General features: G+C 52.1%; 14 protein-coding genes and 1 pseudogene. 3 read left to right on the forward strand and 12 right to left on the reverse strand.

Features of this window, described 5'->3' with window-relative positions; all coding sequences use genetic code 11:
- The first annotated feature begins 333 nt into the window (after positions 1–333).
- Positions 334–549 (forward strand): UXX-star (seleno)protein family 1, encoded by a 216-nt coding sequence (locus AB1500_11715; protein MEW6183816.1) that lies wholly within the window; start codon positions 334–336, stop codon positions 547–549.
- A 120-nt stretch (positions 550–669) separates the two neighbouring features.
- Here the strand turns inward: AB1500_11715 and AB1500_11720 are convergent, their stop codons facing one another.
- The 5 genes from AB1500_11720 to AB1500_11740 form a co-directional block, all read right to left on the reverse strand.
- Positions 670–879 carry a hypothetical protein gene (locus AB1500_11720; protein ID MEW6183817.1) on the reverse strand — a complete coding sequence of 70 codons (210 nt, stop codon included), beginning with the start codon at positions 877–879 and terminating at the stop codon, positions 670–672.
- A 49-nt stretch (positions 880–928) separates the two neighbouring features.
- Positions 929–1,984, reverse strand: coding sequence for an SEC-C domain-containing protein (locus tag AB1500_11725; GenBank protein MEW6183818.1), 1,056 nt, complete (start codon positions 1,982–1,984; stop codon positions 929–931).
- A gap of 159 nt (positions 1,985–2,143) precedes the next feature.
- Positions 2,144–2,815, reverse strand: coding sequence for a hypothetical protein (locus AB1500_11730; protein ID MEW6183819.1), 672 nt, complete (start codon positions 2,813–2,815; stop codon positions 2,144–2,146).
- Between the two features lie 283 nt (positions 2,816–3,098).
- Positions 3,099–3,281 carry a hypothetical protein gene (locus AB1500_11735; GenBank protein MEW6183820.1) on the reverse strand — a complete coding sequence of 61 codons (183 nt, stop codon included), beginning with the start codon at positions 3,279–3,281 and terminating at the stop codon, positions 3,099–3,101.
- 296 nt (positions 3,282–3,577) lie between these two features.
- Positions 3,578–4,303, reverse strand: a complete 726-nt coding sequence (locus AB1500_11740) for an ATP-binding protein (GenBank protein MEW6183821.1) — start codon at positions 4,301–4,303, stop codon at positions 3,578–3,580.
- A gap of 525 nt (positions 4,304–4,828) precedes the next feature.
- Between AB1500_11740 and AB1500_11745 the strand changes: the two genes are divergently transcribed.
- Entirely contained in the window at positions 4,829–6,934 is a 2,106-nt protein-coding gene (locus AB1500_11745) for a stalk domain-containing protein (protein ID MEW6183822.1), read from the forward strand.
- Positions 6,935–7,051: 117 nt separating this feature from the next.
- Here the strand turns inward: AB1500_11745 and AB1500_11750 are convergent, their stop codons facing one another.
- The 5 genes and pseudogenes from AB1500_11750 to AB1500_11770 form a co-directional block, all read right to left on the reverse strand.
- On the reverse strand, positions 7,052–9,157 hold the full coding sequence (locus AB1500_11750) for a stalk domain-containing protein (GenBank protein MEW6183823.1): 2,106 nt from the start codon (positions 9,155–9,157) through the stop codon (positions 7,052–7,054).
- A 418-nt stretch (positions 9,158–9,575) separates the two neighbouring features.
- A pseudogene (locus tag AB1500_11755) lies at positions 9,576–10,075 on the reverse strand (N-acetyltransferase).
- A 79-nt stretch (positions 10,076–10,154) separates the two neighbouring features.
- On the reverse strand, positions 10,155–10,586 hold the full coding sequence (locus tag AB1500_11760; protein MEW6183824.1) for a DUF3795 domain-containing protein: 432 nt from the start codon (positions 10,584–10,586) through the stop codon (positions 10,155–10,157).
- Positions 10,587–10,735: 149 nt separating this feature from the next.
- On the reverse strand, positions 10,736–12,490 hold the full coding sequence (locus AB1500_11765) for a hypothetical protein (protein ID MEW6183825.1): 1,755 nt from the start codon (positions 12,488–12,490) through the stop codon (positions 10,736–10,738).
- 354 nt (positions 12,491–12,844) lie between these two features.
- Entirely contained in the window at positions 12,845–13,024 is a 180-nt protein-coding gene (locus tag AB1500_11770) for a hypothetical protein (protein MEW6183826.1), read from the reverse strand.
- 190 nt (positions 13,025–13,214) lie between these two features.
- Between AB1500_11770 and AB1500_11775 the strand changes: the two genes are divergently transcribed.
- Positions 13,215–13,787: a nitroreductase family protein gene (locus AB1500_11775; GenBank protein ID MEW6183827.1), complete on the forward strand. Its 573-nt coding sequence runs from the start codon at positions 13,215–13,217 to the stop codon at positions 13,785–13,787.
- 312 nt (positions 13,788–14,099) lie between these two features.
- Here the strand turns inward: AB1500_11775 and AB1500_11780 are convergent, their stop codons facing one another.
- Together AB1500_11780 and AB1500_11785 are read right to left on the reverse strand one after the other, a co-directional pair.
- The gene (locus AB1500_11780) at positions 14,100–14,939 is read right to left on the reverse strand and encodes a transposase (protein ID MEW6183828.1); all 840 of its coding nucleotides are present in this window, start codon (positions 14,937–14,939) and stop codon (positions 14,100–14,102) included.
- A gap of 43 nt (positions 14,940–14,982) precedes the next feature.
- The coding region (locus tag AB1500_11785) for an AAA family ATPase (GenBank protein MEW6183829.1) at positions 14,983–16,018 on the reverse strand (1,036 nt) is incomplete at its 5' end.

Consider the following 16,018-nt stretch of genomic DNA (forward strand, 5'->3'; position numbering starts at 1 on the left):
ATAAAAATCTCCCTCTATCTTCATCTATTTGCTAAAATAAGGATAGCTCGGTTTCAGGCAATCGTCAACAACAAGATTAAAACATATCTGTTCGAAAAGGAATATTTCCAGGTCCAATAACGTGGAGTTGTCCGCATGCGAATAAGCCGGCGCCGTTGTTTTTAAAGAACGTATCCACCGGGAAAGCGCGCTTCGCAAACCTTTCGGAAACCCTTCCGGAGAGTTTTGCTCCGGTTATTGAATCTCGGATACCGGCATGATAACATTAGAAAAATCGGCGGGTCGACGGCTGATTAAGAAATGAAGAGCTACTATTGAAAGAGGGTGAGATGGTTGTCTCAGGAGGTTCTCATCTTTGGGAAGGAAGGGTGACCCTACACGAAGGCCGCCCTTGAAGATCACGCCAAGAAAGGCCTTGCCTACCGCTATCTGGACGTAAGAAAGGATCCCCGGGCGATGGAACAAATGCTGAAGTATTCCGAAGGTCGCAGGGCTGTGCCCGTAATGGTGGACGGCGGTAAGGTTACAATCGGTTTTGGCGGAACTTGAGGAGTCTGACGGCGGCCGTGAGCCGCCGGGATGTACTGTCTCATGGGTACATAGAATTAGGGCGGGTTATCCCGCCCTAAGTAATTATGTGCAGCCGCCGCTTTCCCGGACAAGTCGGCATTAAACTTTATCCAGGATTTTATCCACCTTCGCTTCCACCTCGCGAATGCGGTGCGTCAGGTTGAAGTAATCTATCACTCCCAAAACCGTCCCGCACGCGGAACACTGGACGAACCACACCTTTGTGCTGTACCCGCCGCCGCTCAACGTATCGCTTTCCGCTATTTCGAATTCGATCTTATGGCAGTTCGGGCACGCCGATAATGCCACAATATATACCCCCTTCCCTTTTGTATTTGTTTCCCATACAATTCCCGCGTCAGAAGCCGCAAGTCAGTCCTTCAAGCAACTCACGGACGGCTTCGGATGTCTCTTCGTCGATATCATCATCCGCTGCCAGTTCCCTCAGTACGTCGAACGCCTCTTCCTTATCCCCCCAACTAAGGAGGAACAGTGCGTACCGGTAACGGCCGAAATGCCACCCGGGCCGGACGTTGAACAGGTCATTGAAGGTATCGCGGGCCTCTCCGAAGCGTCCCAAAGCGGCCAGGATATCCGCCTTATCGCAAAAGAAGGTTCCTTTTTCTTCATCGTCGTCAACGATATCGAGCAGCCTGTCGATCGCCTCAAGCCCTTTTAGACCGAATTCGCCTTTATTCTCCAGGCTTAACTCCAGGAAGTGCAGGAGCGCGTTTTTAAGGAATTTGCCGTCCCGGTAAGTCTGGGCCTGCGAAATATTCTCCGCCAGTGCTTCTCCGGCTGCCGTTTCAAGGCCGTTTTCGGCAAGATAGGCCGCCACATGCGCGCGGTTTTCCAGTTGAAGGAGAGGGTCGTCGGGCGGCAGAGGGCTCAAATCTTCCGGACCGGCGTAAGCGCCGAAACCCAGGATCAGGCGCCCGGCGTATTCACTCGGCGTCATTATCTCACCCAGCGGCAGACAGCACCTTTTATACTTAAGCCCGCTGCCGCACAAACACGGTTCGTTCCGGCCCGGTTTGCCGCCTGATGTTCCCAATACCCGGAGGCGCCGCGCGTATCCTTTACGGTCAAAAAGCTTTCTATTCTGCAGGGCTTCGTACAGATGGGGGATGCATAGAGCGCCCACCGCGCCCCGCGCCGCGTGTCCCGTAAAGCCCCGCTCCTTCAGCCGCTCCGCCGCATCCTTCGCTTCGGGCGGGTCGCTTTTAGCGATCTGCGCTTCGGCAATCGCCTCGAAATAGACGTGCAGTAACGGATTAACGCCGTTTATTTCGTGATCTGACGTAATGGCGGACAAATGCCTCCAAAGGATCTGCAGTTCGGGGTGTTCATCGAGAATTGTTTCTATGTACGTTTCTTCCGCGTGATCCCTGAGCTGGAAAGTCAAGTCATCCACAAGTTATCTCCCCGCAGTTTCCGGCATCCGTTATTTAGTATTCGGAGTTTCAAATTTCGGGGTTCCGGTTCTGCTATCTATTTTATGGTCTGCAACCCGCCTGCTGTATTCCGATCATTGTTTCTACCTTCTACCTTCTACATTCTGCCTACGGCCGTGCTATTTCCCATGCTTCAGCAGTTCCTTCTCGTCTATCTGAAGTTCCTTGCCGAGCAACTTCGTCGTAACGCCGGTCTGCTTAATGATATCCTTGAGATACTCCTCGTAAACCGCCGCTTCCTCCCAGCACCTGATAAAATGTTCTTTCAGTATGGCGGCGAGACTTTCGGAGGGAATCGTATAGCCCTTTTTTGTGGCTTCGGCCTCGCCGGTGCTTTCAGGAATACCGACAACCACCATTTTATCGTCCGCAACTATATAACGAATGTCGTTTGCGATGGCGCAGGTTCCGCATCGGACCTCGGCTCCGGCTTTTGTGTACAGGTAACCTATATGCAGCCTGTCGTGCATTTTGGGAATGAGATATCTCACCTTCACGCCGCGCTTCGCAAGCCTTTTGATATTATCCTCGATGCTCCTTACCCTTTTCTCGTCCTCACCTACGGGAGGCCTGCCCGTGATAAACCCGATAACCTCATCCTCGGCCTCCGCCATGGAGTCCGTAACCGCCAGAAAATACTCCTGCCGGGTAAGGATCCTCGTTGCCTTCCCCACTTCCAACAGGAGCTTTTTCCTGCCTCTCCCTTCCTTGAGGCTGAAAAGAAGAAGCATGAAAGTGGCGACCAGCAATACCGACTCCAGGATAAGAAGGACGGTTTCAGTGCTGTACATCTTTTGAAATCCTCATTTCTTCGGTAAGAAGCTGTTGTAAAACCGCGCCTTGCTGTTTCACACCTTCCGCAAGCCCTTGCCTATCCAATGCGGCTGTTTGTCTGAAATAACTTCATTGCGAGGTTTATGAATTCCTGCTTCGTTATCGCATCGACGGCGGGACGCGGTTAGCAGACATTACACACCATATGCCTTTCGAATAAATAAAAGAATAGGAAGTAATATTTGGGAGCGGGGACTGGGGCCTCGCGTCTGCCGTATTCCGGGATTTGTACCGTCCAACTTAAGCTTTCATTCCATATTGAGCCCTTATCTTCTCCCTTTCTTCCTCGCTCAATGACTTCATATACGCCTTCCAGCCGGGGCACCACCGGACGTGCCACCTCCAGAACCGGCCGGCAAGCGACCTCGGCTTTTTATCGTACTTCGCCCGCAGCGAGCATTTGGGACAGTTGTGTTCCGCCATTCTTCCGCCTCCAAGACGTTTTATTTCGTCCGTTTAATTTTTCTTAATTGTATTACAAATCCTTGGTACAAAAAAGAGTCTCCTCCACCTTGGCGCACGATGGCGGTATCGCCGCCGAATACCCTTTTGGGCGCGGGGAGAAAGATATTTGCCGGCCGCATCTTAGGGGTGGCGCAGAAAATAAATTTGGCCGCTTGCTTCGTATTACGGAGCAATACGAAGTGCTTCCGGCGATAGCACTCTGTGGAAGGAGGAGCTTCCGTATATCAACAGTCGGCTAAAAACAGACTTTGCTTTTAAAGTTTTTGCGTCGGCTTAAACCTGACGTACACTGTGGTACCCCTGGGACAAGTTTCAATCGTTATTTCGGCATCGTGTCTGCGCGCTATACTGAAACAGACCGCCAATCCAAGACCGGTCCCAAATTTTTTGGTCGTAAAGAACGGTGTGCCCAATCTCTGAAGGACGTCATTTCTTACACCCTTGCCGGTATCCTCCACCGCTAAAACCGCCGTGTCATTTTCCAGAAATGTTTTTAAGGTTAAACGTCCGGCTACGGACATCGCTTCCAGCCCGTTGCGCACAATACTTAAAATAAGCTGTCTCAACTCATGATAGTCTACCAACAAGCCGGGGACGTCCCTCAGGTCCGTTTCGACCCTTATACCGGCCGCGGCAGCCTCCTCGCTGATCAAGGGTAGCAGATCCTCCATTATCGAATCAAGGTGGTGCAATTCTTTATTAACGGGCTTGTCGGCAGCCAGGGAAAGCAACTCCCCGATCATGTTATCAACCCTCTCAAGTTCCCTGATTGCCATCGGGACGTAATGCCTGAAAAAAAAGCACTCGCCTTCTTCTTTCATGCCGGCCAACTCCAAGAACCCCCGGGCGCTGCCGATTGGGTTCCTGATTTCACGTGCCATCGCGGCTGCCAGTTTTCTCACAAGCTTAAAAGCAGGCTTCTCCGTGATGACGGCAGTTATTCGATCCCCAAGCTTTGGTCCGTTTTCACACTCATTCATTTCTTTTTACTAACCTCGAAGACGCAAGGAGCTTTTATACGAAGAGGATTTTCGGAACGCGGGGAAGATTTGCCACGTCCGGCAGCAGTTGAGTTTTTCCAGGGTTGTCGTATGCAACACAACCTCGCCCCGGTATTTAGCCATCGAAAGAACTGCAAAATGTTGAAATGTTTTAGGCGTTATCTTTTGTATACGCTGCTTCCCTTACCGTTTATTGCGTCGAAAATCATTATACACCGTGTTTTTGGCTTACTGTGTCCGCATATAGCGGAATAAACCAAGATTAAGTTATACAGTTCAACATTTGCCATTTGACTTATATCAGGGTAATCCGTTTATTATCTTCAAAGATGGGGGCACGTCGCTTAATAATAATCCGATATTGTTTTCCTCCGCCGCCGCTGCAGGAATAATTTTTCAGCTTATTTCGGCGAACTTTTAGGCGTTGTCAAGCGTCTAACAATACGGGAGAAAAACCTAGGCGATAGTATTTTGTTAATTAATGTGAGTAGAAGGAGAAGATATATGCGGATAAAATGTCTGTTATCCGGCCGGCGGCTGGCGGCCGTAGTTTTATTGACATCGGCTTTTATGTTGTGGACCGCGCCGCCGGTGCCGGCGGCGGGAGAGGTCAGACTGGTCGTTGACGGGCGTGAGATTCAAGCGTCGCCGCCGCCCGTTATCAAAGAAGGCCGCACCCTGATACCGGTACGCCTGGTTTCCGAGGCGCTGGGGGCTTCGGTTGAATGGGACGATCAAGACAGGACTGTTTATGTCACCAAGGGCGGCCGGTCCGTTAATATGACGATAGATAACCGGCTGGTTGACTACAAGGGAAACGGGTTCGGTTTGTGCGACGTCCCGCCGCAAGTCTACGACAGCAGGACTTTTGTACCGTTAAGGCTGGTGAGCAACGCCCTCGGGGTATCGGTTAACTGGAACGGCGCCGAGAGGACCGTCTACGTCGATTCCGGCACACCCGCGGCCGTTACCCCGTTCTTCGACGTTACCATTCCCTCTTTGGAGCCGGGACAGGCCGTTACCGGAGCGACGGACCTTCAGGCCGCTTTCAGCAGCGGGCTGCACGCCGGCGCCGCGGAAATACGGTTTCTGCTCCTTGATCCGGAGACGGGCCGCGGGCCGGTCGTGGCCAGGGGCAGCGACCTGCGCGGTTCGTACCGCTGGCTGCCCGACCCGTTTTACAGCGGTAAACGCGTGCTCGCCGCCGCCGTCTGCGACAACGAGGGGCGTTTTTTAACCGGCGGCGTTGTGCCCGTGGACATTGCGCTTTCGCCGTGGGTGTCCTTAAAGGGCGTAACGGAACAGCAGGTCGTCAAGAATTCCGTTTCTTTGGGCGTTAATCTGAACTTTGTAGCCGAATATGTGAAGTACGAGATTACGAACTGGGATACCGGCGGCGTATTTGTCACGGATAAATCCGATCCTCAGGGTACCTACGACTGGACGCCGCAGCTCTCCGACAACGGGGCGGTCGCCATCCGGGCCGCCGCCTATGACCGCACCGGACAGGTACACTACGGCCCCCCGGTCAACGTAACGGTCGCTGCCGATCCGCAACTGACGCTGCGGGGTGTATCCGCGGGAGCGTCCGTGGACAAGCCGGTAACACTCTGGCTTTCCCGTAATTTCTCTGTCGGCAGCGTGGAGTACGTTTTGCGGAATACGCAGACCGGAAAGGAAAAGGTCTTGTTCCAGCATAGCGGCTATTCCAGTTATAAGTGGTTTCCCGGGCCGGACCAGGCCGGGGCCTGGGAACTGACGGCAAGGGTCACGGACGCCGCGGGCGAAACCTATTCCAGCAACTCCATCAGCGTGAATGTGCCGGGGAACGCCAGGCTCCTTATGGAAACCGTCGGTCCCAACCAGGTGCTTACGGGGTCCGAAAAATTCAAATCCTCCGCCAACGTCGCGCTTACCGGGATAGAATACCGGCTGATCAACCCTCAGACCGGCGCCTGGCGGGCCATAGCCGGGGGTGCCGACGCGCGGGCGGAATGCTCCTGGACACCCCAGTCGGGGGACGCCGGGACCCGGCAGATCCAGGCCGTGGGCGCCGCCGTTTCGGAGACGATTAAGAGCGAAGCCCTGACGGTTCGCGTTTACCTTGGGAAGATTTACGGTCCCCAGCCGGTGATCGAGAAGAGCAAATTCAAGGACTTTGCGTCGCAACTGGCCGTGCAGTCGCAGAAGAAAACCGGTATGTCCGCGGCGCTGCAAACGGCCCAGGCGATCCTGGAGACGGGCTGGGGCCAGTCCACGCCGGTGGACAAGTACACCGGCAAGCTTTCCTACAACCTCTTCGGGATTAAAGGAACCGGCCCAGCGGGTTCGGTGACGCACAACACGTGGGAGGAATACAACGGTGTCACGTTCCGCGTGGATGCGGCGTTCCGCGCCTATCACAACGCATCCGAAAGCTGGGCGGACCACAAAAACCTCCTGCTGACCGGCTCAAGATACGCTCCTTACAGGGCCGTGATGCAGGACAGCGCCTCCGGCGCATGGGCGCTGCGCCGTTGCGGTTACGCCACCGACTCCCAGTACCCGGTCAAGCTGATCAACATCATTAATCAATACAAGCTGTACCAGTTGGACGAAGTGGGGATTTAAAGAAAACTTTTCGCTATAAAACGACGGCCTTCCGGTCCACGGAAGGCCGTTTTTATTTCATCGTCAGAGCGCTCCGGCGGGACGAACAATCCGTCCACCCTGCTTACGGTATTTGGCTCAAGTCAAACCCGAGAACAGAGGCATTATTTGAACCGGCGGCAACAGCAGTGAGCCGACGGTAATCGCGGCGTTGTTGCTGGTAGACAGCGCCTTGCCGTCTTCCCCGGCGAAAACCGCGACGTACCTGCCGCTTGCTGCAGGCGCAAAACTGTAGGAATAGCTTCCATCCGAGCCGGTGACGGCGGCGCCGCATTGTCTCCATTCATAAGCAGGCACAATCCCCGTGGAGGTTCTGGATGCTGCCTGAGCAAACTCGTAGATTTTAATTTGTTTCCCGGCGACGGGCAAAGCCGCAACCGCGTCTTCTTCAGCGTCGGAAGGCTGGGAAACGGCGCTCAGCGTCCCTGTAAAGGTGACTCTCTGCCCGGCGGAAACCGTCGCACTCTCCGGCAACAGAGTTAATGTATATCCTTCCTTAGACGGCACGTAAATCTTCTTCGTGGTCTGTCCGGGTACCAGAATTCCGTTCGCGTCCGACGTGTAGGTTTCGGTGGCAAAGCCGCCGTCGCCTTTTTTGCTCAGCCGAGCCAGCGTGATCTCCTTCACCTCGGCGGTGCCCTGGTTGTCGACAGGGTCGGTGTAGCCGTGATTCGTTATTTCTACGTACCACTGGTTAACAGCGCTCGGCGGCCAGTGTGACGCAGCGTAGGCCGGGAGCGGGACGTCTATGCACAGGTTGTTGCTGGTGTCCTTGCAAACCTTATCGCAAGGGGTATCCCAGATCACTGCCGGCTGCTCACCCAAAACGCCGATTTTCACCGTAAGTTTATTGCGCCAAGCCAACTTCATGGCAACACTGATCCGGGCGGTGTAAGCATTTGCGGTTCCGGTGCGGTCTGAGGGCAGGTTCTCGAAGTACCGCACCCAATCGAAGTTTTCCGTGAGTTTGTTGTAGGGTACGGTGAAATAACCGTTCCCGTTAGGGCCCCAGGTATCGCCCCAACTGTTCAGGCACTTAAAAACGGCGGTGCTATCGTCGTAGCCCACTATCGTAACGCAGTGCCGCTCCGCCGGGTTCGGACCCTGGATCAGCGTCAGAAGACCGCCAGCGATCACCGGACCGTATTTGCAGAGCAAGCTCTTGACGCCGTCCACACTCGGCGTGGCAGATTCGCTGAAGAGCTTGACCCGATAAAGATTAGCCTCTGCGTTGGTAGCCGCCGTAGGCTGCGGCAGAGGACTGAAATCCCAACCCGGGTTGCCCTTTTCGTCCGTAATCGGCTTGGCTAGATCGTAATCCGTCGGCAAGGATGATTCCGGACACAGGCCATAGTTCTCTAGGAGGGTTTTCGAAACGATGCTGTCCGGCACGCCGTCCTGCAACAACTGATCTTGCCGTGCGTGAAGGTACCAGAAGGAAAAGTCGGGAGAATACGGGTGCTCCATCTCTTTAATGATGTCAATACTATGAACGATCGACCGCCCGATGCATCCGCCCCAGGAGTCCTGGCTCCCGGTCAGCGTTATGTATTGGGAATAATCCAATTTCGGCGGCACACTGGACAGGATAATGCTCTTATCCAACGGTTTGGCGATGAGCTTATCCCTGTAAATCGCAGAGGCATCGAATTTCTTGTCTGTAGCCGGTAATTTAAGACCATCGAGAACCCAGTCGGGCAAACCGGCTGACTGGCCCGGAGTGGAAAAAATGTTCACTTTCCGGCTGCCCCCGTCCCACGTAACCTCTGCCCCCAAGGCCTCGCTGACAAAACGGAGCGGCACCAGCGTGCGGCCGCTGATGATTTGGGGCGACGCATCCAGTCTTACCTCTGTTCCGTTCTTGTAAGCGATGCTGCTCCCGACCCGCAGTTTGAGCGATAAATCTCCTTTCTTGGCTGTAATGGTCTGGTCGCCTTGATTCCATTCCACCGCTGCGCCGAGTTTTTCAAAGATCGCCCGCAGGGGCACGAGCGTCCGGCCTTGAATGATCACCGGCGCCACCTCCAGCGTCAGCGGCGATTCGTCAATCAAAACCTGGATATCCTCCGGCATCGGCGGTTCCGGTTGCGGGTTCAGGGCTGCCGCCGGAAGGGTGCTGAGGATAAGCGACAGCACAATGAAACCCATTAACCAACCTGATTTACGTTTATCCCAAAACCGCACGTAAAAACCCCCCTTAGGTTTACGTATATATTTTCAGGTAATCTACGGCTCCGCTGGATGGTAACCTTACAACCGCCGGGGTCACTGGAAATTATTTATAACATTCTACCATTCGGCTCCTGACAGGACAATCTATTTTTTGCTAACAGCAGGCACTCACTCCTCAGAACAGTCATGAACGACGGCACCTTGGGCGCCTGGGCGTTGCGTCGGTGCGGTTACGCCACCGACTCCCAGTACCCGGTGAAGCTGATCAACATCATCAATCAATACAAGCTGTACCAGCTGGACGAGGTGGGTATTTAAAGACTCTTCGTAAGAAACGGCCTTCCCTTTCACGAAAGGACGTTTTTGTTATCACATGTAAAGCGCTCCGGCGTACTAGATACAGCGGCGGGTCTGATTCGGTCAGCCAACGTCAGCCTTTTGCGGAAAAGCCTTGGTGATGTATAACGAAGCCCTTAGCCCTATTTTTATTAAACGGCAAAGCAAGAACGTATTCCTGCGGAACACCTTCGAGCATCAAGTCCGGAAGGCTTCTGAACCCAAACCTTTTATAGTATTCAGGTTCGCCCACAAGAACGCAGCCTTGGGCTCCCAATGATTTCAGCAAAGACAGACCTTCATGGGCAAGAGCCTTCCCGATCCCTTGCTTTTGAAATCTTGGCAGCACCGAGATAGGACCAAGCCCGTACCAATTATGGTTGCCGTCGGAACGGTTACCGGTGAGAAAGCGATATGGCCGACCACTTTTCCGCCAACCTCGGCGACCAGCGAGACAGTCAGCGCATTGGAGGCGCGTAAGGCATTGATTATGAATTGTTCTGTATTATTGCTATGGGGATGGTTTTCAAAAGCCTCTTTGGTGATCTCAAATATCGCCTCAATGTCGGATTCTTTCTCGTTACGGATAATCATATTCAAGGCACTCCCGCTCCCTTCTAGGTGGATATTTCTATTGTGCTATGGTTATATGAAATTCCGAGTCCCTCTCTTTTTAATCGATTTCATACCCGCAATCATAGCATTCCTTATCTATAATACAGATAATTCCTCCGCATTTGGGACATCTCCACTCATTTTCTTGTTCCTTAAGCCATTGTTCCGCGCCAATCTTTTTTATCCGTAGTAAATTACCAATAAGGCTCACTTTATCATCGCGAAGATGTCGCTGATCAAGTTTCTTAAGATTAGCGCAAGGGAAATCGTTGCATTCAAAACAAAACTCTATTTGTCTCTTTCTTAACAATGCGCAATCCCTTTTAACCCATGCGCAGTTCTTATCCTGTATCCGGCAGCCCCTGCAGCCGTGTTTCAGGTTTTTTTCTCTTAACAATCCTTTTGCCCTTGCGAGATAATGCCTGCAGGTACCGCAATAGAATCCGCACGGGCCTGCCAAGTCTATTTCACTGAATTTTTGATGGCTCATTGTGTCTCCTCAATCTATAAAATCATTCAATAGTCAGTCGGAGCGCTCCGGCTGGATGAACGACAGAGGCTCGGTTTGATCCTGTAGATGATTGCTACCCCCCCCTCGACAACATAAGAATCACTTAATCCTGCCCCAAGGCCGCTTTTCTACCGCTTCTTAGCCCAGACGATATCCGTGTACTCGGAGTACAGCCGCCGGGAGTCGACGACTTTGTAAGCTCGGATGCGGTACCCGTACGTCGCTCCACCTTGCATCGGCGGGTTGTCATAACCGGAGTTGGTCCAAGTGGTGGTGTCAGGCACGGTAGTGTGAACAACCTTCCAATCCTTTTCGTAAAGTCCTTTCCTTTCGATTTCAAACCCGTCTTCGTCGTTCGAGCAGTCCTTCCACGTAACGGTAATCCGACACGAAACGGAGTTGTCCGCCTTTATAGTGGTAGGCTTTGCCGGCGGTACGGAAACTGGTTCATCTCCAGGAGACCTTTCTCTCGTAGAGGAAGGCTCTTCTTCCGCGGCAGGTTCTTCCCCGGTACGCGGCTCCCCATCCGGGGGTGTTCCGTCTGCCGGAGGCGCGTCCTCAGGCGGCGCTTCTCTTGGGGGCGCTCCCTCCGCGGGAGGAATCTCGACCGGTGATTCGGCAAAGGCGAAACGAATGTGGATCTCGTAGCCGTCTTTAGTCTTACCGGGCGAATAGCGGTAACCGTAAACCTTGGTTAGAAAAACCGGGTAAATATCGGTAGACGGGCCGGGCCGGCTCGCCGGGTCGTGGAAAGCGAGGAATTTCACCACGCTGCCGTCGTCCGGGTCGGTGTAAGTTTGTGCGCCCACAACGGTGACCATATGGCCGCCGATGCGTTCACCGTCTTTTTTATACTCCAGAGAAATCTCAACGTCCTGTCCTTTTTTTAGTTCGACAACGATCTTCTCAAAAAAACCCGAGTCGAATCTGTCACCGATCTGGTGGGTTTCGATAGGCAGGTGGTGGCGGTCGATAAACTTCTTTTTGCCGTTGAGAAAGTCGCTTAGAACGTTCACCCCGCCGACATGTCTTCGCTTTGCCGCATCCCAGCGCTCTCCCCAGTTCATGTCGTTCTTCAGCTCTTGAATGACCTGGTCCGCCGTCTCAGGCATCTTATCCTTGAAATCATATTTCTCCGCCAGCCAAATCAGCGAATTGGCCGTTGAAGTCGGGACGCATTCGTTCCGGCGCTGGTCGATATCGGGAACGCCGTCCCGATGAAACGTAATATCTTCCGGTGTCGCGGCATACGCCGCTTCGGGCGCTCCGTAATACCCGCCGTCAGGTGTGCTGTCGCTCGCGGCGGCCGGAGCAGGCTTGTCGGGGTATTTTTCCGTCAAACCCGTCGGATCCGGCGACCAGATATCCCCGAATTCATCAACGCCGACCTCGGCAACCGTAACGTCCCTGGCGGCGGCCGCTCCCTTCGGAACAGTCCCGTCCCAGCCGACGGTGGCGTCCGATGCCTTAATCGGCTTCTCCGTTAAAACCACCCTCAGCTTCAGGTCTTTACGCGACGGGGCGTCTGCATCGTTGAACACAAAAGAAAAGCTGAACGGCTCCGCGGTTGATGCGACCACCGCCACGTTCCGGACCACCCACTCCTCCTGCACCTTGCCTTTGACGCTGTAATTTTTCCACTTGCCGTCCTTGTTCAGGTCGGCGACAACGTTGACGAATTGTCTCTCCTTAAAATCCCTTTTCACAGGAACCACCGCGTACCCGGCCCCGTTTGGTTCGTTAAGGTACGTGACCGCAAACAGCTTGACCGCGCCGCCTATCGCCTGGGAGTTGTATGCTTTCTCCCCGCGGCAGCCGGTCAGAAGCGCTCCGAAAACGATCACCGCTAATACCGCTCCTAGAGTCTTGAACCCGGTTTTCATGAAGTCTCCCCCTTCCCGTGCAAAGCCCGCCGGCAGAATGCCTCGACCTTTCCTAGAAACTTCCGGACCGCCAAAATATGGGCGCTATCGCCGCTTTATTCAGTTCCTCAGCCAAGCGTAGAACATCCTGCAGCACTCTGAATTTTAACGGAATGCTTACCTCTTTACTTTTTGTCTCCTGCCGGGTCAGGTGCCGATGCGATGGAGTATGTAAAACGCAGACAATATAAGTTCGGAGAGTCGAGGCAGCATAGCGTTTTCTAAAGATTCTCGAATCGTGTTGTATTTCCTGCCGAATTTTTGCAAATTGCAGTCTCTGCTTCATCAAAGTAAAAGCACTTTAAGGCGGTCTTTTTACTTAATTTTGTATCGCGCCTTGATCTCCGCCCTTTCTTCCTCACCAAGGGACTTCATGTACACCCGCCACCCCGGGCACCACCTGATATGCCACCGCCAGAACCGGCCGCGGAGCGACTTCGGGTTCTTATCGTACTTCGCCCGCATCGAGCACCTGGGACAATTAGGCTCCGCCATTTTACCGCCTCCCAATGTCATTTTATCGTTCCGCTTATTTAAAAGCCTTTTCCAGGTATTATAAACTATTGTTAAGAAAGTTCTAAGTTAAACAGTTTGACAGTTCTAAGTTGCCTAACCGATTCTGATTCTGACTGCTGTGTTCTTAGCTGTGAACGTTGATCGTAAACTAAGAAAGGTGTGGTCCTTTGTGCTCAAAGATTTGATTTTAAGCAACCGGAGCTGCCGGCGGTTCTACCAGGAAGTCAGGGTGGAAGCGCCAACTCTTAAAGAGCTGGTCGACCTGGCGAGGTTGTCCCCGTCGGCACGGAACGCGCAGCCGCTAAAGTACATCCTTTCTTCCAATCCGAACACCAACGAATTGATTTTCTCCTGCCTCGCCTGGGCCGGCTACATTAAAAACTGGAACCCGCCGGAGGGAGAAAGGCCGGCCGCATACATCATTATGCTCGGCGACAAAAAAATTGCTTCCTCCTTCGCTTACGATGCCGGGATCGCCGCGCAGAGCATCGTCTTGGGCGCAAGGGAAAAGGACTTGGCCGGCTGTATCCTCGGCTCGGTGCAGAAAGAGAAGGTAAGGGGCTTGCTTAATATCCCGGAGCAGTACGAAGTGCTGCTGGCAATTGCGGTCGGCAAACCAAAGGAGAAGGCTGTACTCGAGGAAATCGGCCCGGACGGGGACATCAAATACTGGCGGGACGCCGAAGGCGTCCACCACGTACCGAAGCGGCGTTTAGAGGAGCTGATTATCAGTTCATCCTAGATATTAATGGGCCTGCGGATCCGGCGTTTCCGTACCCGACCCTTCTAACACGCTGATTACTTGGTTTAGAGATGCCAGCTTCTCAACCTCATGCACGATTGCCGACAGAAACCTGAAGCGTTTTGTAACTCCCTCGTATCTCTCTACCCAGATATCTTCTGAGACCTGTGAACAGTCACCCATCGTTTCTAATTCTTCATATGACTCCAAAAAATCCCGGCAGGCATCGACCGCCCGTTTTATTAGAAGCACCAGGTTTTGAGCTTGGTAGTATTGGGGTCAGGTAGGGTCAGGTCTTGAATTATCAGTTCTTTATTCTCTTACCCCTTTCGAAATCACTTTGCTGACCGTAGTATAGTGAATTCCCAGGTGATCCGCAATTTCCTTAAGTGTATACCCGTATTTTATATGGGCATCGTAGACATTTCTGTCCCTTTGGGATTTTGTATCTATTCCTTGGAAAAGCTTTTCGAGACCCGGCCTTCCTACATAGCGCTGTGGTCGAGGTATCTCTTTGATCTTTTCTTTGTCGGACAATAGGTCTTTAAACTTCTCGACAAAACCTTCCTTACCCAGCAACACCTGCCCTTGAAGTTCGTCCCAGGGTGACGCCATATGCATACCTTCCTTAACAAACAACCGATATTTCTTTTGGGCAACCTTACGGTTAGTACTGAATACACCCAATATCCAGTCTACTGAAAGATAACCGGGTACCGGTTCTAATCCTGCGGTAGCCGCGTAACTGCTCCACAGCCACTGTTTTGGTTCTTCGACCATCTTCGCTCGTACGGGATTTAATACCACATAGCGGCAGAGTTCGAGCAGGTAACTTTCTTTATCGACTAGGATCGCCTTGAAGCGTCCCTGAAAAACATGGCCCGGTTTGTCGTGTGTGCGGTTGTATTTCTGGGTATACACGCCGTTAAGTTGGCGCATGCCGACGGAAAGGTTTGCGTCGAGTGTTTCGACTAAGAGGTGGAAGTGATTGTCCATGAGGCAGTAGGCGTGGCAAAGCCAGTTGTAGCGCTTAGAAACGGAAGCAAGGACAGAGAGAAAGTTCTTTCGGTCCTGATCATCGTCAAAAACTTTATCCCGCGCATTGCCCCGGGATGTTATATGATAGACGGCTCCTGGATATTCGACTCGCAACGGTCTGGCCATGTGGCTACTTTAACAGAGATAATCCGATATTTCAAGACCTGACCCCTATTCTTTGACCCGTATATACATCAATAATTGCGCTAAGCATATAATGAATATTTTTATCTGACAAAGACAGTGTGTATTCGAGTGTTTTCGGCACACCACAAACTTCTATATGGGCATTCTGGCACAACTCATCGATCTTATTATATCGATCAGATGCATCGCCAGTACTTAGTTTTGATATAACATCACTCAAGGCTGTTTGGTCGCAGTCAAAGTCTAAATCTTTGGAAATATACTGCGCTCGCAAGGTCTTGTCTGTACAACGATCGTCATCTGTAATTATAGCAGCCTTGATGGTTTGCCTTTGTGGGTCGTTAGCAAAACAAAGCAATTTGGAAAACGGCTCAAAAGAAACACCATCTACATTAACCACTGTCACGGCATATTTATCAAGCGGGCGGTGAATCATTTTTGCCAAGCATGGTAAAATGAGCGCTTCGCTGATACCTTCAACGAATATAATGCCTTTCGCAAAAAGCATTTGTGATTTTGTCACATCAAGATACCGCTCCAGATAATACTTATCCCTTTCATCCAAGTTGCTTTCGGAAAGGGATAAACAATCGATTCTGTGAGCATTTTCGAATAATAGAACAATCTTATCAATGCCAATACGTGAAATAAGTGTCGGCGAATGTGTAGTATAAATTACCTGTACATTATCATTATTTGAATTCTTTTCAAAAAAGCTATGTACAAGTTCCTGAAGCTGCGGATGTAGGTGAGCCTCGGGTTCCTCCACCAATAGTAAACTGAACAGCGTTTCGGCAGTAGCAGCCTCGATATCCCCCAAGACCGCCGCCATAAAGAGCAAATTATTATAACCCAACCCATTTTGCATTATCTCAAATTTCTTGCTTAATTCAGACGAGAGAGCTTCTTTTATTCTTTCGCTGAGCACCTTACTTTCTAATGTCCACACATCAATATAAATACCGTCGCTTTCGGCATCAGTAGATTTAGTCCATTCATCAGTGGTATAAAGTCCTCTGACTTCTTGCTGTATAGGGTTGTCATTT

The sequence above is a fragment of the Bacillota bacterium genome, from assembly GCA_040755295.1.
Taxonomy (GTDB): Bacteria; Bacillota; Desulfotomaculia; order Desulfotomaculales; family Ammonificaceae; genus SURF-55.

Coding starts and splice junctions, on each gene's coding strand:
- AB1500_11730 (MEW6183819.1), bottom strand. CDS start 2,815: ATGTACAGCACTGAAACCGTCCTTCTTATCCTGGAGTCGGTATTGCTG.
- AB1500_11735 (MEW6183820.1), bottom strand. CDS start 3,281: ATGGCGGAACACAACTGTCCCAAATGCTCGCTGCGGGCGAAGTACGAT.
- AB1500_11740 (MEW6183821.1), bottom strand. CDS start 4,303: ATGAATGAGTGTGAAAACGGACCAAAGCTTGGGGATCGAATAACTGCC.
- AB1500_11745 (MEW6183822.1), top strand. CDS start 4,829: ATGCGGATAAAATGTCTGTTATCCGGCCGGCGGCTGGCGGCCGTAGTT.
- AB1500_11760 (MEW6183824.1), bottom strand. CDS start 10,586: ATGAGCCATCAAAAATTCAGTGAAATAGACTTGGCAGGCCCGTGCGGA.
- AB1500_11765 (MEW6183825.1), bottom strand. CDS start 12,490: ATGAAAACCGGGTTCAAGACTCTAGGAGCGGTATTAGCGGTGATCGTT.
- AB1500_11770 (MEW6183826.1), bottom strand. CDS start 13,024: ATGGCGGAGCCTAATTGTCCCAGGTGCTCGATGCGGGCGAAGTACGAT.